General features: G+C 68.5%; 18 protein-coding genes and 1 tRNA gene. 10 read left to right on the top strand and 9 right to left on the bottom strand.

The window, feature by feature from the left end; translation table 11 throughout:
• The 8 genes from ACZ5IQ_RS26605 to egtE all read left to right on the top strand — a co-directional run bounded on the left by ACZ5IQ_RS26605 (position 1) and on the right by egtE (position 8,295).
• A complete protein-coding gene (locus ACZ5IQ_RS26605; protein ID WP_346415103.1) occupies positions 1-1,173 on the top strand; it encodes an NADH:flavin oxidoreductase in 1,173 nt (390 codons plus the stop codon).
• A gap of 12 nt (positions 1,174-1,185) precedes the next feature.
• Positions 1,186-2,022, top strand: a complete 837-nt coding sequence (locus ACZ5IQ_RS26600) for a mycofactocin-coupled SDR family oxidoreductase (RefSeq protein ID WP_346415102.1) — start codon at positions 1,186-1,188, stop codon at positions 2,020-2,022.
• A gap of 31 nt (positions 2,023-2,053) precedes the next feature.
• Entirely contained in the window at positions 2,054-2,698 is a 645-nt protein-coding gene (locus tag ACZ5IQ_RS26595; RefSeq protein WP_346415101.1) for a sensor domain-containing protein, read from the top strand.
• A gap of 182 nt (positions 2,699-2,880) precedes the next feature.
• The gene (egtA, locus tag ACZ5IQ_RS26590) at positions 2,881-4,167 is read left to right on the top strand and encodes an ergothioneine biosynthesis glutamate--cysteine ligase EgtA (RefSeq protein WP_346415100.1); all 1,287 of its coding nucleotides are present in this window, start codon (positions 2,881-2,883) and stop codon (positions 4,165-4,167) included.
• Entirely contained in the window at positions 4,164-5,471 is a 1,308-nt protein-coding gene (gene egtB, locus ACZ5IQ_RS26585; RefSeq protein WP_346415099.1) for an ergothioneine biosynthesis protein EgtB, read from the top strand. The genes egtA and egtB overlap by 4 nt, the downstream gene beginning before the upstream one ends.
• Entirely contained in the window at positions 5,471-6,154 is a 684-nt protein-coding gene (gene egtC, locus ACZ5IQ_RS26580) for an ergothioneine biosynthesis protein EgtC (RefSeq protein WP_346415098.1), read from the top strand. The genes egtB and egtC overlap by 1 nt, the downstream gene beginning before the upstream one ends.
• 15 nt (positions 6,155-6,169) lie before the next feature.
• Complete coding sequence (gene egtD, locus ACZ5IQ_RS26575; RefSeq protein WP_212807351.1) at positions 6,170-7,165, top strand: L-histidine N(alpha)-methyltransferase; 996 nt, start codon at positions 6,170-6,172, stop codon at positions 7,163-7,165.
• Positions 7,162-8,295 (top strand): ergothioneine biosynthesis PLP-dependent enzyme EgtE, encoded by a 1,134-nt coding sequence (gene egtE, locus ACZ5IQ_RS26570; protein ID WP_212807350.1) that lies wholly within the window; start codon positions 7,162-7,164, stop codon positions 8,293-8,295. Before egtD ends, egtE begins: the two co-directional genes overlap by 4 nt.
• Before the next feature lie 3 nt (positions 8,296-8,298).
• On the opposite strand, the gene ACZ5IQ_RS26565 is transcribed toward egtE, so the two are convergent.
• Genes ACZ5IQ_RS26565 through ACZ5IQ_RS26550 form a run of 4 tightly spaced genes read right to left on the bottom strand, consistent with a single transcriptional unit; the run spans position 8,299 to position 11,420 of the window.
• Entirely contained in the window at positions 8,299-8,994 is a 696-nt protein-coding gene (locus tag ACZ5IQ_RS26565) for a class I SAM-dependent methyltransferase (RefSeq protein WP_212807349.1), read from the bottom strand.
• 9 nt (positions 8,995-9,003) lie between these two features.
• Positions 9,004-9,750, bottom strand: coding sequence for a class I SAM-dependent methyltransferase (locus tag ACZ5IQ_RS26560; RefSeq protein ID WP_318985367.1), 747 nt, complete (start codon positions 9,748-9,750; stop codon positions 9,004-9,006).
• Positions 9,747-10,616, bottom strand: coding sequence for an oxidoreductase (locus ACZ5IQ_RS26555; protein ID WP_212807348.1), 870 nt, complete (start codon positions 10,614-10,616; stop codon positions 9,747-9,749). The genes ACZ5IQ_RS26560 and ACZ5IQ_RS26555 overlap by 4 nt, the downstream gene beginning before the upstream one ends.
• 15 nt (positions 10,617-10,631) lie before the next feature.
• Positions 10,632-11,420 carry a PadR family transcriptional regulator gene (locus ACZ5IQ_RS26550; RefSeq protein ID WP_464480508.1) on the bottom strand — a complete coding sequence of 263 codons (789 nt, stop codon included), beginning with the start codon at positions 11,418-11,420 and terminating at the stop codon, positions 10,632-10,634.
• A 143-nt stretch (positions 11,421-11,563) separates the two neighbouring features.
• On the opposite strand from ACZ5IQ_RS26550, the gene ACZ5IQ_RS26545 reads away from it, so the two are divergent.
• Together ACZ5IQ_RS26545 and ACZ5IQ_RS26540 are read left to right on the top strand one after the other, a co-directional pair.
• Entirely contained in the window at positions 11,564-12,712 is a 1,149-nt protein-coding gene (locus tag ACZ5IQ_RS26545; RefSeq protein WP_346415097.1) for a cation:proton antiporter, read from the top strand.
• 492 nt (positions 12,713-13,204) lie between these two features.
• Positions 13,205-14,476, top strand: a complete 1,272-nt coding sequence (locus ACZ5IQ_RS26540) for a hypothetical protein (RefSeq protein WP_346415096.1) — start codon at positions 13,205-13,207, stop codon at positions 14,474-14,476.
• Positions 14,477-14,536: 60 nt separating this feature from the next.
• Here the strand turns inward: ACZ5IQ_RS26540 and lfrA are convergent, their stop codons facing one another.
• From lfrA to ACZ5IQ_RS26515, 5 genes are all read right to left on the bottom strand, one after another.
• The gene (lfrA, locus tag ACZ5IQ_RS26535) at positions 14,537-16,057 is read right to left on the bottom strand and encodes an efflux MFS transporter LfrA (RefSeq protein ID WP_346415095.1); all 1,521 of its coding nucleotides are present in this window, start codon (positions 16,055-16,057) and stop codon (positions 14,537-14,539) included.
• Between the two features lie 83 nt (positions 16,058-16,140).
• Positions 16,141-16,716 carry a TetR/AcrR family transcriptional regulator gene (locus ACZ5IQ_RS26530; protein ID WP_406774061.1) on the bottom strand — a complete coding sequence of 192 codons (576 nt, stop codon included), beginning with the start codon at positions 16,714-16,716 and terminating at the stop codon, positions 16,141-16,143.
• Positions 16,717-16,867: 151 nt separating this feature from the next.
• Positions 16,868-16,941: transfer RNA gene (locus ACZ5IQ_RS26525), tRNA-Pro, on the bottom strand.
• Between the two features lie 296 nt (positions 16,942-17,237).
• On the bottom strand, positions 17,238-18,311 hold the full coding sequence (gene cds1 / locus ACZ5IQ_RS26520) for an L-cysteine desulfhydrase Cds1 (RefSeq protein ID WP_464480507.1): 1,074 nt from the start codon (positions 18,309-18,311) through the stop codon (positions 17,238-17,240).
• On the bottom strand, positions 18,308-19,258 hold the full coding sequence (locus ACZ5IQ_RS26515) for a metallophosphoesterase (RefSeq protein ID WP_060999412.1): 951 nt from the start codon (positions 19,256-19,258) through the stop codon (positions 18,308-18,310). Before ACZ5IQ_RS26515 ends, cds1 begins: the two co-directional genes overlap by 4 nt.
• Positions 19,259-19,304 lie beyond the last annotated feature (46 nt).

Below are 19,304 nucleotides of genomic sequence, written 5' to 3'. Positions count from 1 at the left end.
ATGGCACCCGATCCCTTCCAGCCGGCCAAGCTCGGTCCGATCACGTTGCGTAATCGGATCATCAAGGCCGCGACGTTCGAGGCGGCGACGCCGGATGCGCTGGTCACCGATGATCTGATCCGCTATCACCGGCTGCCCGCCGCCGGTGGGGTGGGGATGACGACGGTGGCCTATTGCGCGGTGGCCCCGGGTGGGCGTACCGATGGGTGGCAGTTGTGGATGCGCCCGGAAGCGATCCCGGGGCTGCAGAAGTTGACCGCGGCGGTGCATGCCGAGGGGGCGGCGATCAGCGCGCAGATCGGGCATGCCGGCCCGGTCGCCAATGCCCGCACCAACAAGGCCACCGCGTTGGCGCCGGTGCGGTTGTTCAACCCGCTGTCGATGCGGTTCGCCCGCAAGGCCACCCGCGCCGACATCGACGATGTGATGGCCGCGCACGCGAACGCCGCCCGCCTGGCGATCGAGGCCGGGTTCGACGCCGTCGAGGTGCACCTGGGCCACAACTACTTCGCGTCCTCGTTCCTGTCGCCGTTGATCAACAAGCGCCGCGATGAGTTCGGTGGCTCGCTGTACAACCGGGCCAAGGTGGCCCGCGGCACGGTGCAGGCCGTACGGGAGGCCGTGGGTGATCGGATCGCGGTGATCGCCAAACTCAACATGAGCGACGGCGTCCGGGGCGGTATCCCGATGGCCGAGTCGCTGCAGACCGCCACCTGGCTGCAAGAGGACGGCGCCCTGGACGCGCTCGAACTCACCGCCGGCAGCTCGCTGGTCAATCCGATGTACCTGTTCCGCGGCGATGCGCCGGTCAAAGAGTTCGCGGCGAACTTCAGGCCGCCGATCAGCTGGGGTATCCGGATGAGCGGGCACAAGTTCTTCCGGGAGTACCCGTACCAGGAGGCCTACCTGCTCGAGCAGGCCCGGCAGTTCCGGGCCGAACTGTCGATGCCGCTGATCCTGCTCGGTGGCATCACCAACCGCGAAACCATGGATCTGGCCATGGCCGAGGGTTTCGAGTTCGTTGCGATGGGCCGGGCGCTGCTCGCCGAACCCGACCTACTCAACCGCATTCGAGCCGACAAGACGGTGAAATCGGGCTGCACACACTGCAATCTGTGCATGCCCACCATCTACAGCCGCACCCACTGCGTGGTCACCGGCAAGCCGAACTGAGATAGGAGCTGTATGGGCGACTTTGATGGCCGCGTTGCGCTGATCACCGGCGGCGCAAGAGGAATGGGCCGATCGCACGCGGTGGCACTCGCCGAAGCAGGCGCGGATATCGCCATCTGCGACCGGTGCGAGAACAACGAACAGATCGCATACCCGTTGGCGACGGAAGCAGATCTGGCCACCACCGCCGAGATGGTCGAGGCGACCGGAAGGCGTTGTCTCACAGCGAAACTGTCGACGGCCGACCGCGGTGCGCTGGAGCAGTTCGTGGCCCGCGTCGAGTCGGAGCTCGGCCGCGTGGACATCGCTGTCACCAACGCCGGCGTCAGTGCGATCGCGATGCTGCCCGATGTCCCGTCGGCGCAGTGGGACGAAGTGATCGGGTCCAATCTCACCGGCACGTTCAACACCATCGCCGCGGTGGCGCCGGGGATGATCGCGCGCCGGTTCGGGCGGATCGTCACGGTGTCCTCGATGCTGGGCCGCAGCGGAAACTTCGCGCAGGCCGCGTACGCCGCCTCCAAATGGGGCGTCATCGGACTGACCAAGGTCGCCGCGCACGATCTGGCCGGGTACGGCATCACCGTCAATGCCGTGGCGCCCGGCAACGTCGAAACCCCGATGACCTTCAACGACGCGTTGTTCGGAACCATGCGACCCGATCTCGAAAAACCGACGCTCGCCGACGTGGAATCGGTGTTCGCGTCGTTGCACCTGCAGCCGGTGCCCTTCCTGAAGCCCGCGGAGATCACGCGCGCGGTCATGTTCCTGGCACACCCGGACAGCACCCACATCACCGGCACGGTCCTGCCGGTCGATGCCGGGGCCACCGCCCGGTTGACCGGCTGACAAGAGGGCCGCAACTGGCATCATCGAAGCCATGACTGCGCGCCCGATCTGGTTCACAGCCTGCGTCACCGCGGCCCTGGCCCTGGCGCCGGCCGCTGCCGCCAGGCCTTCGGATCCGGGTGTGGTGTCGTACGCCGTACTGGGCAAGGGATCCGTGGGCAATGTGGTCGGCGCACCGATGGGCTGGGAGTCCACCTTCACCGCGCCGTTCCAGGGCTTCTTCGTCGATCTCCCGGCGTGCAACAACTGGGCCGACATCGGACTGCCCGAGGTGTACGGCGACCCGGACCTGGCGTCGTTCAACGGCGCCGTGGCGCAGACGGCGGCCACCGATGACAGCCACGCGGCCAAGCAGGTGGTGGGTGTATTCGCGACCGCCGAGGCCGCGTCACGGGCGTTCCACCGGGTCGTCGACCGGACCGCCGGCTGCTCGGGCCAGACCACCGCGATGCACCTCGAGGACGGCCGGACCGAGGTGTGGAGCTTCGCGGGCGCGCAGGCCGGCCCGGCGGACGAGGCGTGGGTCAAGCAGGAAGCGGGCACCGATCGCCGCTGTTTCGCGCAGACCCGGCTGCGGGAGAACGTTCTGCTGCAGGCGAAAGTCTGCCAATCCGGCAACGCCGGCCTCGCGGTCAACGTGCTGGCCGGAGCCATGCAGAACGCGTTGGGGCAATGACCATGTCCGGGGTGAGTCAGGCATCGCACATATATTGCGCAGATTTTTGTCGGTGCCTCATGGCATCGTCGGACGAACAGGTAATGCTCGGGACGCGTCTGACTGTGTAACGCAGACTTGGTCCGGGAACACCAACCAACGGATGCGGGGCCAGGCCCCCGGTCCCGGAAGGGGATGTTCAGATGGGCACCGCTACCGCCATGTGTCGTCCGCACGCCGAATACCCCGAGTTGTCGAGCGCGTACAGCGCCGCGCTGTTGGCCGGCGGCGGGTGCCTGCGGGACGGACCGGTGGGCCGCGTCGGCCTCGAACTGGAGGCGCACTGCTTCGACCTGTCCGACCTGACGCGGCGTCCCGGCTGGGATGAGCTCACGCAGGCCGTCGAGGCCGTTCCGCAGCTACCCGGTGGCAGCACGATCACCATGGAGCCCGGCGGCGCCATCGAACTGTCGGGTCCGCCGATGGACGGCGCCGGGGCCGCCATCGCGGCGATGCAGGCCGATCAGGCCGTGCTCCGGGAGTCGTTGCGGCGCCGTGGTCTGGGCCTGCTGCAGGTCGGCGTGGACCCGCTCCGGCCACAGGCCCGGGTGAACCCCGGCGGCCGGTACCGGGCCATGGAGGCGTTCTTCGCGGCCGGCGGGACGGGTGCCGCGGGGGCCGCGATGATGACGTCGACCGCCTCGCTGCAGATCAATGTCGACGCCGGCCCGCGCGAGGGCTGGGCCGACCGCGTCCGGCTTGCCCACGCGCTCGGCCCCACCATGACCGCGGTGTCGGCGAGTTCGCCGATGCTGGGCGGCGAATTCACCGGATGGCAGAGCACGCGGCAGCGCATCTGGGGCCAGCTGGACACCGCCCGCTGCGGGCCCGTTCTCGGTGCCAGCGGCGACGATCCGGCCAACGACTGGGCGCGCTACGCCCTCAAGGCGCCGGTGATGCTCGTGCACACGCCGGAGGCTGAGCCGGTCACCGAATGGGTGCCGTTCGCCGACTGGGCGGACGGGCGCACGCTGCTCGGTGGGCGCCGGCCGACCGAGGCCGACCTCGACTACCACCTGACGACGCTGTTCCCGCCGGTCCGGCCGCGGCGCTGGCTGGAGATCCGCTACCTAGACGCCGTGTCCGACGACCTGTGGCCGGCTGTCGTGTTCACCCTGGTGACGCTGCTGGACGACGCTCGGCTGTCGCAGATCGCTTGGGAGGCAACGGAATCGGTTGCCACCGCATGGGATCAGGCGGCGCGGGTGGGCCTGGCCGATCCGCGGCTGCAGGCGGCCGCGGTGCGATGTGTGGAAGCGGCCGCCGAGGCCGCGCCGGCCGATGTGGCGGACTCGATGGACCGGCTGCTGCGGCAGGTACGGCAAGGGCGCAGCGCGGCCGATGACTTCGCGGACCGGGTCGTCGCTCACGGAATCGATTCGGCCATCACCGGGTTGGCATGTGATGACCGGCTGAAAGGTGGGGTGTGAGTACGCGCGAGCTGTTGGCCCGAGGGCTGACCAGGGCCCGGGACCGGACTCTGGCCCTTGTCGAGTTCGACGACGCCGAACTGCTGCGTCAGTACGACCCGCTGATGAGTCCGCTGGTGTGGGACCTCGCGCACATCGGTCAGCAGGAAGAACTGTGGCTGCTGCGCGGCGGCGACCTGAACCGTCCCGGCCTGCTGCCGCCCGACGTGGACGGTCTGTATGACGCGTTCGTGCATTCGCGCGCCAGCCGGGTGTCGTTGCCGCTATTGCCGCCGACCGATGCGCGCGCCTTCTGCCGCACCATCCGGTCGAAAGCCTTTGACGCCCTTGACCGGGCGCCGGACGAGGCCGCTGCCCAGTTCCCGTTCGCCCTGGTGATCAGCCACGAGAACCAGCACGACGAGACCATGCTGCAGGCCCTGAACCTGCGCAGCGGCCCGCCATTGTTGGGGCCGGGCGCCGTCCTGCCGCGGGGGCGTCACGGGGTCGCCGGCACCTCGGTGCTGGTACCCGGCGGACCGTTCGTACTCGGTGTCGACGCGGCCGACGAACCTTTCGCGCTCGACAACGAGGGCCCGGCGCACGTCGTCGACGTGCCGTCGTTCCGGATCGGCCGGGTGCCGGTCACCAACGCCGAATGGCGCGAGTTCATCGCCGACGGTGGCTACCGGCAGCCCCGGTGGTGGTCGGCGGCCGGCTGGGCGCATCGGCAGCAGGCGGGTCTGGTGGCGCCACAGTTCTGGAACGCCGACGGCACCACGCGGGTCCGGTTCGGGCATGTCGAGGAGCTGCCGCCCGACGAGCCCGTGCAGCACGTCAGCTTCTACGAAGCCGAGGCCTACGCCGCCTGGGCCGGGGCGCGGCTACCCACCGAGGTGGAGTGGGAGAAGGCCTGCGCGTGGGATCCCACGACCGGACAACGGCGCCGATTCCCTTGGGGCGCCGCCGAACCCGATGCGCACCTCGCCAATCTCGGCGGCGACGCGCTGCGTCCCGCGCCCGCGGGGGCCTACCCGGAGGGCGCCTCGGCCTACGGTGCCGAGCAGCTGCTCGGCGATGTCTGGGAGTGGACCACGTCACCGCTGCGCCCGTGGCCGGGTTTCACGCCGATGATCTACGACCGCTATTCGCAGCCGTTCTTCGAGGGCACCGGCAGCGGTGACTACCGGGTGCTGCGCGGCGGTTCCTGGGCCGTGGCCGGCGACATCCTGCGGCCCAGCTTCCGCAACTGGGACCACCCGATCCGTCGTCAGATCTTCTCCGGCGTGCGGCTGGCCTGGTCGGTTGACGAGGTGCGCGGCTGATGTGTCGTCATCTGGGCTGGCTCGGCAACCCCGTCTCGGTGTCGTCACTGATCCTGGAACCGGCGAACGGGCTTCTGGTGCAGTCCTATTCACCCCGACGGCAGAAGCACGGGTTGCTCAATGCCGACGGCTGGGGTGTCGGCTTCTTCGACGGCGCGACACCGCGGCGCTGGCGCAGCGCCGCGCCGTTGTGGGGCGATGCGTCGCTGGCATCGGTGGCGCCGGCGCTGCGCAGTGCGTGTGTGGTGGCCGCCGTCCGCTCGGCCACCGTCGGAATGCCCATCGAGCCGTCGGCATCGGCGCCGTTCACCGACGGCGAGTGGCTGTTGTCGCACAACGGCATCGTCGACCGGGCGGTGCTGCCGGTGTCGCGAACCGCGGAATCGACGGTCGACAGCGCGATCCTGGCCGCGCACATCTTCGCCGAGGGACTGGACAGCCTGGGCGACACCGTGCGCCGGGTCGGGGAGTCCGATCCGTCGGCGCGGCTGAACATCCTGGCGGCCAACGGTTCCCGGATGCTGGCCACCGTGTGGGGCGAGACGGTGTCGATACTGCGCCGGCCCGACGGGGTCGTGCTGGCCAGCGAGCCCTACGACGACCACCCCGACTGGCAGGACATCCCAGACCGTCACCTCGTCGAGGTGACGGCCGCCGGCGTCGCGATGACGCCGTTGACCTGAGGAAGAGGACCCACGATGACACCGAGCAAGACGGCACCGCTGCTGACCAACCATCTCGCCGCCGACTGGGCGCCCCGTGCATTGCGGCGTGATGTCCGGGATGGCCTGTCGCAGTCGCCGAAATCGTTGCCGCCCAAGTGGTTCTACGATGCCGTCGGCAGTGACCTGTTCGATCAGATCACCCGCCTGCCCGAGTACTACCCGACACGCACCGAGGCGCACATCCTGCATGAGGCGGCGGCCGCCATCGTGGCGGCCTCCGGCGCGGACACCCTCGTCGAGCTCGGCAGCGGCACGTCGGAGAAGACGCGCATCTTGCTCGACGCGTTCCGGGACGCCGCGGCGCTGCGCCGGTTCGTGGCGTTCGACGTCGACGAGAACGTACTCAGCGCCGCGCTCACGCAGTTGTCCGACGAGTACGAGGGTGTCGAGATCAGCGGCGTGCGAGGTGATTTCGAGCAGCATCTGGGCGAACTGCCCGTGGTGGGCCGTCGGCTCATCGTGTTCCTCGGGTCGACGATCGGCAACCTGACGGCCGGCCCGCGGGCGGAGTTCCTCGAGAGCCTGGCCGCGGCGATGCGGCCGGGCGACACGCTGCTGCTCGGCACCGACCTGGTGAAGGACACCGCCCGGTTGGTGGCCGCCTACGACGACAGCGCCGGGGTCACCGCGCGGTTCAACCGCAACGTCCTGGCGGTGGTGAACCGGGAGCTGGATGCGGATTTCGATCTCGACCGCTTCGAACATGTGGCACGATGGAACACCGAGCACGAGCGTATCGAGATGTGGCTGAGGTCTGTTGCCGCGCAACAGGTTCAGATACGCGAGCTGGATCTGTCGGTGGAGTTCGAGGCGGGTGAGGAGATGTTGACCGAGGTGTCGTGCAAGTTCCGCCCCGAGGGCGTCGCGGCCGAGTTGGCGGCCGCCGGACTCCGGCAGACCGACTGGTGGACCGACCCCGCCGGGGATTTCGGGCTGTCGCTGGCGGTCAAGCCGGACCTGCGGACGTGACCGGGGCCGATTCCGCCGTCGCGCGCCTGTGGCGCGCAGCCCGGCCCACACCGGCGGGCCTGCATCTCGACAACGCCGCTTGCTCGCGGCAGAGCTTCGCCGTCATCGACGCCGCGGCCCAGCATGCCCGGCTGGAAGCTCAGGTCGGCGGCTATGTCGCCGCAGAATCCGCGGAACCCGTGTTGGAGGGCGGACGGGCGGCCGTGGCCGCGCTGACCGGGATGGCCGCCGGCGACGTGGTGTTCACCACGGGTTCCAACAACGCGCTCAACCTCCTGCTCAGCAGTTGGGACGGCGACAAGACCATCGCCTGCCTGCCAGGCGAATACGGCCCCAATCTGGTGGTGATGGAAGCCAACGGATTCACCGTCCGGGAGCTGCCGGTCGACGGCCAGGGGCGGCTCGACGTCGAAGTGGCGGTCGCGCTGATGCAGGGTGACCCGCCCGCGCTGGCCCATCTGACGGCACTCGGCAGTCACCGCGGGGTGGCCCAGCCGCTGTCGGAGTTCGTCGCGGCGTGCCATGCGATCGGGGTGCCGGTGGCGGTGGACGCCGCACAGGCGCTGGGCCATCTGGACTGCGCGGTGGCTCCCGACGTCATCTACGCGTCGTCGCGCAAATGGCTGGCCGGGCCGCGCGGCGTCGGCGTGCTGGCGATCAGTTCATCTGTGTCGCACCGGCTTCGGCCGCGCATCCCGCTGCCGGAATGGGGGACACCGCTACCGGTGCTGAAACGGCTCGACCTCGGTGAGGCCAATGTGGCTGCCCGCGTGGCCTTTTCGAAGGCCCTCGAAGAGCATCTGGTGGCCGGGCCCGAGCTGGTCCGGGCCCGACTGGCCGAGGTGGGCCGTCTGACCCGCACCGCGCTGGCCGGACTGCCCGGGTGGCGCGTGGTCGAGGACGTCGACGAGCCGACGGCCATCACCACGCTGGAGCCGACGCGCGGCGCCGACCCGAACTCGGTGCGCACCAAGCTGATTACCGAGCACCATGTCGTCACGACCGTGGCCGGTATCGAGCGGGCGCCCTTCGAGATGAAGATCCCGGTGCTGCGGGTCTCGCCGCATGTCGACGTCACCGGCGACGAACTGGAGTCCTTCGCCGGTGCGCTGACTGCCGCGTCGACCTGACCGTCAGGCCTTGTGTGCCGTGAGCAGGAACGCCGGCATCTTCAGCCGGCCCTTCTCGTCGAGCGCGTGCGGCGGCATCTCGAGCGGCGGCTGCCCCGGCACCGATGGCGGCGCGACCATACCGGCGTGGATGAAGGCCGGCCGGATTTCGTCGATGGCCCAGTACTTGCCGACGGCTTCACGCAGCTCGTCCTCGGTGACCTCGTTGGGCTTCATCTCGGCCTCGGCCGGGAACGCGCCCTTGGCGAACACCAGGATGTAGTACTTGGCGCCCGGCGCGGCAGCGCGGAACACCGCCTGCTGGTAGGCGTCGCGGGCCTCGACCGGAATCGAGTGGAACAACGTCGAGTCCATGATGGTGTCGAATCGTCCGTCGAATCCGGTGAACGAGGTGATGTCGTCTTCGACGAATGTCGCGTTGGTCAGATTCCGTTCCGCGGCAGCCTGTTTCGCGGCGGCAACCGCGGTGGGGGAGAGTTCGATGCCCACCACGTTGTGACCCGCGGCGGCCAGCGCGAGGGCCAGCTCCGCGTGGCCACAGCCCGCGTCGAGGACGTCACCGGTGACCTGACCGGCGTCGATCAGCGCAGCCAGTTCAGGCTGCGGCTCGCCGATGTTCCACGGCGGCGGACCGTCGAAACCGCCCTCCTGCCGGTAGACGCTGTCCCAATCCATCACTTCGTTCGACGAGTCGGTCATGCGTCCAACCTACGCGGGCGGCCGCCGGGTGGCGACGGCAATTTGCGGCGAGTACAGGCCGCTGCGCAGTTCGATGTCGACGCCTGCTGCGTCGGCCAATGCCCGCAGTGCGGACGGACTGTAGGCCCGCAGCGAGCTGATGACGCCGTCGTGCACGAACGGCACGAACGGGGCCAGCGGCAGCATGGCCGCCAGCCGCATCAGGTGCAATGGCGACGGTGGCCGGGGCAGGTCGATGATGAGCAACTTGTCCGCCACCCGGGTGCCCTCGGCGAGCACCCGGACGGCGGCAGACGGCGGTAGATGGTGGAACGACAACGCGAAAACAGCCAGGGCATAAGCACTGTCGGCCGCGTCGATGGCCGTCGCGTCCATGGCGCGCACCGTCACCCGCGGATCGGAACCCAGGTCACCGGCGGTGATGGCCGCGACCGAGTCCGGCTCGAGGTCGGTGACCGTGAGGGTTGCCGTGGGATGCATCTCCAGCACCTTCTTCGACAGACCCCCATGGCCGGCCCCCAGCTCGAGGATGCGCGGATCGGGAACCTCGGCGACTTCGTCCATGACGATGTAGGCGAAGCGTTCGTGGAGACCGAACCAGTTGCCGGTGAGCTCCAGCGCGCGCACCACGCTGCGCTTGATCGCGGGATCGATGTCGTCGCGGTCGAGGTATTCGGGCTGATCGGTCTGCAGCGCGCGATCGAGGCATGACGCCTGCGGGCCGCCGCGCGGCATGCGATCGATGTCGGCGCTCATCCGAGGGCCTCGGTCAACGTGGCGGGTACCTCGATGTCGGCCACCGCGAGGTTCTCCTCGAGATGCGCGACCGACGACGTGCCGGGGATGAGCAGCATGTTGGGTGCCGCGGCCAGGGTCCAGGCCAACGCGACCTGCGCGGGCGTCCGGCCGAGTTTGCTTGCCGTCTTGCGGATTTCGGGGTGGCCGAGCACCGGGTTCTCCGGATTGAACGCCGATCCCAGCGGGAAGAACGGGACGAACGCGATGCCGCGTGCGGTGCAGGCGTCCAGCACCGGCTGCGAGGCTCGATCGAGGAGGTTGTAGGCGTTCTGCACGCACGCGATGTCGGTGCGCTGCAGCGCGATCTCGAGATGCTCGAGGGAGATGCTGCTGAGGCCGATGCCGTCGATCAGGCCCTCGTCGCGGGCGGCGATCATGGCCGTGAGCTGGCGGTCGAACAGGTCCCGGTCGACATCGCCGGGCGCACTGGGATCGCCGTCGGCGCCCATCACCCGCAGGTTCACCGCCGCGAGCCGGTCGGTGCCGAGGGTTTCCAGGTTCTGCTCGATCGCGGCCCGCAGTTCATCGGGCTGCTGTGCCGGCAGCCAGCCGCCGGTCTCGTCGCGGCGGGCACCGACCTTGCTGACCAGCGCGAGGCCCTGCGGATAGGGATGCAGGGCCTCGCGGATCAGCTGGTTGGCCACGTCCGGGCCGTAGAACTGCGCGGTGTCGATGTGGTTGACGCCGAGTTCGACCGCGCGTCGCAATACGGCGAGCGCCTGGTCGTGGTCACGTGGTGGGCCGAAAACGCCGGGCCCGGGCAGCTGCATGGCCCCGAATCCGATCCGGTGGACCTGGTACCGACCGAGCGCGTACGTCGTCATGCAGCCAGGCTAACGCTAGTCGGACTCGCCGAGAATCTGGTAGATCTCGCGGCGGGCGTTGTTCACGATGTCCAGGATGCGTTGCTGCTGTTCGGCATTCGCCGAGTGCACCGACTGTGCGACGGCGCCGAACAACTGCCCGAGCGCGTTGCGCAGGTTCAAGGCGGCCGGGTCGGCGCCTTCGGCGATCTCTTCCCACGGGGCGGTCTCGATGGCGTCGGCGGCGGTGCGGCCGTCCTCGGTCAGCTCGAAAGTCTTTTTGCTGCCATGACTTTCGGCGGGCTTGATCAGACCCTCGTCCTCCAGCAGTTGCAGGGTCGGGTAGATCGAGCCCGGGCTGGGCTTCCACAGACCGTCGCTGCGCGCGGCGATCTCCTGCGTCATCTCGTAGCCGTGCATCGGCCGCTCGGTGAGCAGCTTGAGGATCGCGGCCCGGACATCGCCGCGCCGGCTGCGACCACTGCCGCGGCCGCGGCCGCCATGACGCCGCCCGCGGGGACCGCCCGGTCCGAAGGGGCCGGCGCCGAAGCCCGGACCGAAGCCGGGGCCGAAGCCGGGGCCGAAGCCGAAGCCCGGCCCGAAGCCGAAGCCGCCTTCGCCGCGGTGATCCCGCACGTGGTCGCGGAACTGTTCGCGCATCTCGCGACGGGCTGCGCGGCGTTCGTCATGTCGAGCGCGCCGGTCGGCGGGGCCGATGAACGGTGCGCGGTCGCCGGGGGTGAAGCCGAAGCCACCTCCGTGGGAGGGGCGATTGAAGGGGCCGCCGTCGAACGGGCGGCCGGGTGGGGTGAATGGGGTTTCCATAGATGTGTTCTCTCTTTCGGCGGGAGGCGCTCGATGCGCCTCCGATGCATTAACGATATATCGGAAACTATCGGTGCGCAACAGTCTGCTGAGAGTTGGCTGCGTCACGCGCCGACCGGAGCCTCCGCGTTTAGGGTGTGGCGATGGCGGGCGACTTCGGATTTCATGCCCTCGCGTTGGTGGCCGTCATCGGCCTCGTGGGGCCCTTGCTGGCGGCGGTGCCGAAGCTGCGGGTGCCCTTGATCGTCGGCGAACTCGCTGCCGGAATCGTCGTGGGGCGCACCGGTTTCGGCATCGTCGACGCGGACAACCCGACGTTCATGCTGCTGGCGGACATCGGCTTTGCACTGGTGATGTTCATCGTCGGGACCCATGTGCCGGTGCGCGACAGATCATTACGGGGCGACCTGCCCAGAGCGCTCTTGCGGGCGGTCGTGGTGGGCGCGTTCGCCGCGGTGTTGGGCGTGGTCGTCACGCAACTGTTCGGCACGGGCCACGCCCCGTTGTACGCAGTCCTCATGGCGTCGTCCTCGGCGGCGCTCGCGCTGCCGGTCATCCAGTCGCTGGGGCTGACGGGACCGCCGGTGCTGTCGGTCACCGCCCAGATCGCGATTGCCGACGCCGCGTCGATCGTCCTGTTGCCGTTGGTCATCAATCCGGCGGGCGCCCCGCGCGCGGCGGTCGGAGTCCTGGCGATCGCCGCATGCACGGTCCTCCTGTACTTCTTCCTGCGGTATGAGGCCAAGCGTGGGTGGCTCAAGCGGATGCACAAGTACTCGCACAGTCGGCACCTGGCGCTCGAGCTGCGGATCAGCCTGATCGTGCTGTTCGGGTTGGCGACGCTGGCGAAGTCGACGCACGTGTCGATCATGCTCGCGGGTTTTGCGCTGGGCCTTTGCCTTTCGGCGATCGGCGAGCCACGTCGACTGGCGCGCCAGCTGTTCGGCATCACCGAGGGGTTCTTCGCGCCGTTGTTCTTCGTCTGGCTCGGCGCCTCTTTGCAGGTACGGGAGCTGGGTGAGCATCCGGTCTTGATCGGGTTGGGTGTGGCACTGGGCGTGGGAGCGGTGCTCGCGCACCTCAGCGGCCGGCTCCTCGGCCAGCCGCTGTCGCTCGGGGTGCTGGCGGCTGCGCAATTGGGCGTGCCGGTGGCCGCCGCCACGCTGGGCACGCAACAGCAGCTGCTGAGTCCGGGCGAGCCGTCGGCGCTGATTCTCGGCGCGCTGCTGACCGTCGTGGCGACGTCCGTGGCCGGCGGGATCGCCCGGCGTCGGCAAACTGCGACGGCGTGAATTCCGCAGTCGCGTCCGGCCCGACGCACCGTCTCACCATGTGGACGCGCGGCCGGTGGAGTGCGCTCCGCGTGCGCCGTCCGCGGCTACGACTGACGCGCGCGCAAGTTATGCGTAGCGTAATTTGCTGAAACTGCAATTTTTCGACGCTTTCCATTTGCAGTGTGTTTTGTAAGCCACTCAATCCGTGGTGTGACGTGGGTCTCGTCATGCGATGAACAGCCCGAGTCGCGATTTGGGCGGTTCACCCCGACCAATTTGCTGTTTCGGTAGCGCAGCTAACTTGCTCGTCAGGGCAGCAATCTAACGGAATTGACAATTTCCTGACGGGTCGATTTTGGTTAGCTGGGAAATGTGTAGGTTCGTTAAAAATGCCTATCTACTAGGGGTAAATTTCTGCGCCACACGGGTGTCGCGATAACTGGGAGGACTCAAATGCAGCTCACAATGAAGCCGTATGTCACTGCGGGCATTGCCCTCGCAGGAGCGAGCGTGATTGCTGTGGCGCCGGTGGTGCCGCAGACCGAAACTCACTTGCCTGCGGTTTCGCACGTGCAGGTTTCCGATGTGCATCTGACGGCATTGGTCAACCCGATCGTGGCGCTGGGCAACATCTACAACGCGCTCGCCGAGACCGTCGGGCAAACCAGCTACATGGTGGAGACCAGCGTGAACCCGCTGGTGCGCCAGGTGGTGCTCGATGCGAACTACGGCGTGCAGCAGGGCATGCAGTTGATCGGCAACATCACCGGCGCGACGTTCACCCTCGGTGGCGCGTTGCCGGGAACCCTCGCCAACGTGCTGGGGAACCTCGGCACGCTCAACGTCAACGGCGCCATCGACTCGCTGGTGGGCGGGCTGCTTCCCGGCGGTCTGCAGTTGATCACGGGCATCAACGGGCCGGTGCAGAACATCCTGCAGCAACCGTTGGCCGTGGCGGAGGCCATGGTGCCCGCGGTGCTGGATTCGGTCACCGCTCTGGTCGCCGGCCTGGCCATCTCGACCGTCGGCATCGGCTGCGGCTCGTGCCTCGGAACCACGCCGGTGGTGCAGCAGGTGGTCAAGAGCGTGACGGGCATTCTGCAGTCGGTGCTGACCCTCAATCCGGGCACCATCTACAACGGCGTGCTCAACAATGTGGTGAGCCTCGTGCAGAACATTCAGAAGAATGTCACCGATTTTGAGACCGGCACCGTCCCGTACATCGTCAACCGGATCATCACGGCGCTGAACGTCAACCCGAACGCACCGGGCGGCGTCACCGTCCCCGTTGCCGCAACGACAACTGCCGCCCTGGCGGCGGCGCCGGCAGCCGAGACCTCGAAGACGGCCACGGAGTCCTCCGCCGCGGGAGCGGCTGACACGGCGACGACGACGAAGAAGGCGGCGGCGGCAACTTCGACCGAGACCGCCCCGGCGACCGACGCGGCGAAGGACGCCGACGTCAAGGCCGCGGATACCAAGGCTGCCGATACCAAGGCCGCTGACACCAAGGCCGCTGACACCAAGGCCGCCGACGCGAAGGACGCCGACGCCAAGGGTGCGACCAAGGATGCCGACACCAAGGCGACGGACACCAAGGGTGCCACCACGGATGCCGACACCGTGACGACGCCCAAGGACACCGCGCCCAAGACCAAGAAGGCGCAGAACCCCGTGTCCAAGGTCGCGAAGTCGATCGCAGGCGCCATCAAGGGTGCCACCAAGGCACCGAAGGCCCCGAAGGCGCCCAAGGCGTCCAAGGGCGATTCCGGTAGCAAGTAACTCACTACGCGACTGTGGCCCCACCGCCGAAAGGCGATGGGGCCACAGTGCATTCAGCGTCTACTGCCGGCCGCGGAAGGCGGCGGCCACGATTGCCGCGGCGATCAGAACCAGCGTCGCGGCTGTCGCCGCAGTGGCGCCGATCCCCGAATCGAAGGCGACGCGCGCCGACTCCATCAGGTGGTTGCCGAGCTCGGTCGGCAGGGTCCGAGCCACCGAGATGGCGCCGCCGATGCTCTCGCCGGCGTCGGCCGACTGGGCGGGCGACAGGGCGCCCGGCAGTTCGACGTTCGCGCGGTAGAACGCGGTGAACATGGTGCCCAGTCCGGCAGTGCCGATCACCGCGCCCAGCTCGTAGGCGGTCTCTGACACCGCGGACGCCGCGCCGGCCTTCTCCGACGGCACCGACGCCACGATGGTGTCGTTCGAGATCGTCTGCGACACACCGACACCCAGCTCCAGCACGGTGAACGACGCGATGACGCCGACCATCGTCAGGTCGTGACGGAACAGCACGATGAGCAGGAAGCCGGCGGCCACCAGCAGCAGACCGGTGACCATCAGCGTCTGCGGCGCGAACCGCTTGGTCAGCCGCACCACGGCGATGCCCGCGATGGTCGAGGCCGCCGCTCCCGGCAACATGACCAGCGCGGCGGTCAGCGGGGCCAGTCCGAGTACCAGCTGCAGGTGCTGCGACACGAAGAACAGGAACCCGATGAGGCCCACCATCGACAGGAAGTTGGCCAGGATCGACGCCGTGAACGGGCCGTTCCGGAACAACCGCATGTCGAGAATCGGTGTGGCACTGCTGTTCTGCCGACGCACGAACCAGACGCCCGCAGCGACGCCCAGGGCGACGGCCGCCAGCGTCACCGCCGAGATGCCGTCGTGTGCGGAGGTCTTGATCGCCCACACGATCGGCAGCATGGCCACCAGTGACAGCAGCACGCTCAGCGCGTCGACCGGGCCCGGGTTCGGGTCCCGCGATTCCGGCACCAGCTTGGGCGCCAACACGAGCAGCGGCAGCAGGATCGGCACGGCGATCATGAAGACCGCGCCCCAGTGGAAGTGCTGCAGCAGCAGGCCGCCGACGATCGGGCCGAGGGCCGAGCCGGCCGCGAAGCACGACGCCCAGATGGCGATCGCGAGGCGGCGCGATGTGGCCTCGGTGAAGATGTTGCGGATCAGCGACAGCGTCGACGGCATCAGCATGGCGCCGAACACGGCGAGTGCGGCACGCGCGGCGACCAGGAAGCCGGCGCTGGGCGCGAACGCCGCGGCAGCCGAGATGACGGCGAACCCGACGGCGCCGATGAGCAACAGCCGGCGCCGGCCGAACCGGTCACCGAGGCTGCCCATGGTCACCAAAAGCGTTGCCAGCACGAGCGAATAGATGTCGACGAGCCACAACTGGGTGGCGGCCGACGGGCGGAAGTCCTCGGCGATGCGGGGCAGCGCGAAGGCCAGCACCGTGTTGTCGATGGAGACGAGCAGCACGGGCAGCATCAGCACTGCCAGCGCCCACCAATGACGTTGTGGGGTCCGGTTCGTCACCTCTTTGGTGACGAGACTGGTGGACATGAGAGCTCCTTAACTGTTCATGCGGCGGCTGTCCAAGCCGAAGTCAGCATGAAATACGTTGCGGTGAAACAAATTCAGGTGGATCAGGACTGATCCGGGGTGATGGTGCCGGCCGTCAGGCTGGCCATGATGGCGTCGACGATCTCGACCCGCGGCGCGATGTTCCGGCGCAGTGCCTCATATCCGGCGTCGAGCAGGGCCCAGAAAACCAGGCGCGGCCACTCCGGTGGGCTGGTCTGCGGTCGTGCCGAAACCCGCGCCAGCACTTCGGCTATCGCCTCGTCGCCGGTATCGAGGATCGCGGACAACTCCGGATCGGCCACGATGGTCGGCTCGTTGTAGACGAAGGGCACGATGGGTCCGAGGTCCAGCTGGGATTCGACCACCCGGCGCAGCGCGGCGAGTGGGGGACCACAGGCCGGCTCGGCCTTGTCGATGGCGGTGTTGCACATCTCGTGCACGTACAGCGCGACGGCGCGGATCAGCTCGGAGCGCTCGGGGAAGTACCGGTGCAGAGTGCTGCGGCCGACGTTCGCGGCGGTGGCGATGTCGGTCAAGGACGCCGCGGGGTTGGTCGCCAGGACGGCGGTGGCGGCATCGAGAATCGCCTTCCGGGTGCGCGACCGCACGCCAGTGTCGAACGATTTCAACTCAGCCATGCGTCAAAAATAGCACGATTGGCCGAAAATGGGACATTGATGTCCCAATGTGGGGCTGGTGAGAGTGATCACGTCGCAGGTGGGGGCTCACCGACCCCAGAAACGAAGAAGGCCCCGACCAGATTTCCCTGGTCAGGGCCTTGCTCACTTGTCGGGGTGGCGGGATTCGAACCCACGACCTCTTCGTCCCGAACGAAGCGCGCTACCAAGCTGCGCCACACCCCGCGTGAAGCTTCGACAGCCTATCGCACGGGTGCCCTCAGAAGCCAAACGGCCCTCGCCAGGTGAGATAGCCGCTGGTGGGCGGGGTCAGCGGCGAAGATCACGTCCATTCGAGGGATGGATTTTTGCGCAACGTGCGTTAAAACGGGTAACTCTGATGAACGGCAACCGAACGCCAGAAAGCGAGGAACGAACATGACCGGCTTGGGAGCTTTGCTCTACTGCGGATTCTTCGGTCTCGCGGCGCTGTGGCTGTTCGCGACTTCTGACTACCGGGCGGCCTGGCTGGGCCGTCAGGATCACGCCCAGCGGCCGGAGCGCTCGAACTCCGTCAGTGCCGCCACGGCGTCGGCGGACTCGAGCCCGCGACTGTTGACCCACGCGTCGTCGAAGTAGGTGTCGGCGTAGCGGTCGCCGCTGTCGGCCAGGAGCGTCACCACCGAACCGCTACGGCCCTGCGCCACCATCTCGGCCAGGAGTCCGAACGCGCCCCAGATGTTCGTCCCCGTTGACGGACCCACCCGTCGTCCCAGCACCTTGCTCACGTGCCGCGCGGCGGCCACCGACGCCGCGTCCGGCACGCACACCATGGCGTCCACGACGCCCGGCAGGAACGACGGCTCCACCCGCGGCCGGCCGATGCCCTCGATACGCGACGACGCCCCGGTGAACACTTCTCGGTCGCCCGTGGCCCACGACGGATAGAACGCCGAGTTCTCCGGGTCCACCACGCACAGCCGCGTGGCATGGCGCCGGTAGCGCAGGAACCGCCCGATCGTGGCGCTCGTACCGCCGGTGCCCGCCCCGACCACGATCCACTCCGGGATCGGGTGGGCCTCTTCACGCAGCTGCGAGAAGATCGACTCCGCGATGTTGTTGTTGCCCCGCCAGTCGGTGGCGCGCTCGGCGTTGGTGAACTGGTCGAGGTAGTGGCCGCCCGTCTCGCGCGCCAGGCGCTCCGCCTCGTCGTACACGTGGGACGACTGTTCGACGAAATGGCAACGGCCGCCTTGGGATTCGATCAGGGCGATCTTCGACTGACTCGTCGACGCCGTCATCACCGCGATGAAGGGCAACCCCAGCAGCGCCGCGAAATACGCCTCCGACACCGCCGTCGAACCCGACGACGCCTCGATGACGGTGGTCTGCGGGCCGATCCAGCCGTTGCACAACCCGTACAGGAACAGCGACCGGGCCAGCCGGTGTTTGAGGCTGCCGGTGATGTGGGTGCTCTCGTCCTTCAGATAGAGCTGGACGTCGACGCCGGCGCTCCACGCGGCCGGCAGGGGATAACGCAGGAGATGAGTGTCGGCGCTGCGCCGGGCGTCCGCCTCGATCAGGCGGACCGCGTTGTCCACCCAGTCGCGGCTCACCGTGCCGAGATGGCCGGCTGCGTCACGTCGGCGCCGATACCGGCGTGCCCGCCGCCGGTCGGGGCGGCCACCAGCGTCAGCAGCGTCACCTCGGGCCGGCAGCAGAAGCGCACCGGCGTGTACGGCGAGGTACCCAGACCGGCGGACACGTGCAGCTGCGTGTGGGCGCCCCAGCGTGACGGGCCCTTCACTCGGGAGGTGTCGATGTCGCAGTTGGTCACCAGCGCGCCGTAGAACGGCACGCACAGCTGCCCGCCGTGCGTGTGGCCGGCCAGCACCAGCTGGTAGCCGTCGTCGGCGAACCGGTCCAGCACGCGGGTGTACGGCGCATGGGTGACGCCCAGCGACAGGTTGGCGGCCGGGTTGGGCCGTCCGGCGATGGTGTCGTAGCGGTCGCGGTTGAGGTGCGGATCGTCGACGCCGGCGACGGCGATGAGCTGCCCGTTGACCTCGATCTCGCGCCGCGTGTGGGTCATGTCCAGCCAGCCGCGCTCGGTGAACGCCGCGCGCAGGTCCTGCCACGGCAGCGGCCGCCCGGTGATCCGCTTGTGCTTGCTGAACAGGTAGTTGGCGGGGTTCTTCGGCTTCGGCGCGAAGTAGTCGTTGCTGCCGAACACGAACACGCCGGGCACCGCCAGCAGATCGCCCATCGCCTGCACCACCGCCGGCACCGACTTGGGGTGCGAGAGGTTGTCGCCGGTGTTGACCACCAGATCGGGCTCCCAGCGGGCCAGCTCGCGCAGCCACGCCTGCTTGCGACGCTGCGCCGGCATCATGTGCAGATCGCTCAGATGCAGCACCCGCAGCGGCGACGAGCCGGGCGTCAGCACCGGCATGGTGACCTCGCGGACCACGAACGCGTTGCGCTCGATGAGCGACGCGTAGGCGAGGCCCGCAGCCAGGGTTCCGGCGACGGTGACGGCTGCGTTGCGGGCGATGGCAGACATGCAGGCAGCCTACTTGCTCAGCGCAGCAATTGGCCCGTTGTCGCTG

This window comes from Mycobacterium toneyamaense (assembly GCF_055384815.1).
This window is presented reverse-complemented; position numbering and strand designations above follow the sequence as displayed.

Excerpts from the sequence above, each read along its gene's own strand:
- ACZ5IQ_RS26530 (WP_406774061.1), bottom strand. The coding sequence starts at position 16,716 with ATGGCTGAGTTGAAATCGTTCGACACTGGCGTGCGGTCGCGCACCCGG.
- ACZ5IQ_RS26600 (WP_346415102.1), top strand. The coding sequence starts at position 1,186 with ATGGGCGACTTTGATGGCCGCGTTGCGCTGATCACCGGCGGCGCAAGA.
- ACZ5IQ_RS26605 (WP_346415103.1), top strand. The coding sequence starts at position 1 with ATGGCACCCGATCCCTTCCAGCCGGCCAAGCTCGGTCCGATCACGTTG.
- ACZ5IQ_RS26545 (WP_346415097.1), top strand. The coding sequence starts at position 11,564 with ATGGCGGGCGACTTCGGATTTCATGCCCTCGCGTTGGTGGCCGTCATC.
- egtD (WP_212807351.1), top strand. The coding sequence starts at position 6,170 with ATGACACCGAGCAAGACGGCACCGCTGCTGACCAACCATCTCGCCGCC.
- ACZ5IQ_RS26595 (WP_346415101.1), top strand. The coding sequence starts at position 2,054 with ATGACTGCGCGCCCGATCTGGTTCACAGCCTGCGTCACCGCGGCCCTG.
- ACZ5IQ_RS26560 (WP_318985367.1), bottom strand. The coding sequence starts at position 9,750 with ATGAGCGCCGACATCGATCGCATGCCGCGCGGCGGCCCGCAGGCGTCA.
- lfrA (WP_346415095.1), bottom strand. The coding sequence starts at position 16,057 with ATGTCCACCAGTCTCGTCACCAAAGAGGTGACGAACCGGACCCCACAA.
- ACZ5IQ_RS26565 (WP_212807349.1), bottom strand. The coding sequence starts at position 8,994 with ATGACCGACTCGTCGAACGAAGTGATGGATTGGGACAGCGTCTACCGG.
- ACZ5IQ_RS26550 (WP_464480508.1), bottom strand. The coding sequence starts at position 11,420 with ATGGAAACCCCATTCACCCCACCCGGCCGCCCGTTCGACGGCGGCCCC.
- egtC (WP_346415098.1), top strand. The coding sequence starts at position 5,471 with ATGTGTCGTCATCTGGGCTGGCTCGGCAACCCCGTCTCGGTGTCGTCA.
- ACZ5IQ_RS26555 (WP_212807348.1), bottom strand. The coding sequence starts at position 10,616 with ATGACGACGTACGCGCTCGGTCGGTACCAGGTCCACCGGATCGGATTC.
- ACZ5IQ_RS26515 (WP_060999412.1), bottom strand. The coding sequence starts at position 19,258 with ATGTCTGCCATCGCCCGCAACGCAGCCGTCACCGTCGCCGGAACCCTG.
- egtA (WP_346415100.1), top strand. The coding sequence starts at position 2,881 with ATGGGCACCGCTACCGCCATGTGTCGTCCGCACGCCGAATACCCCGAG.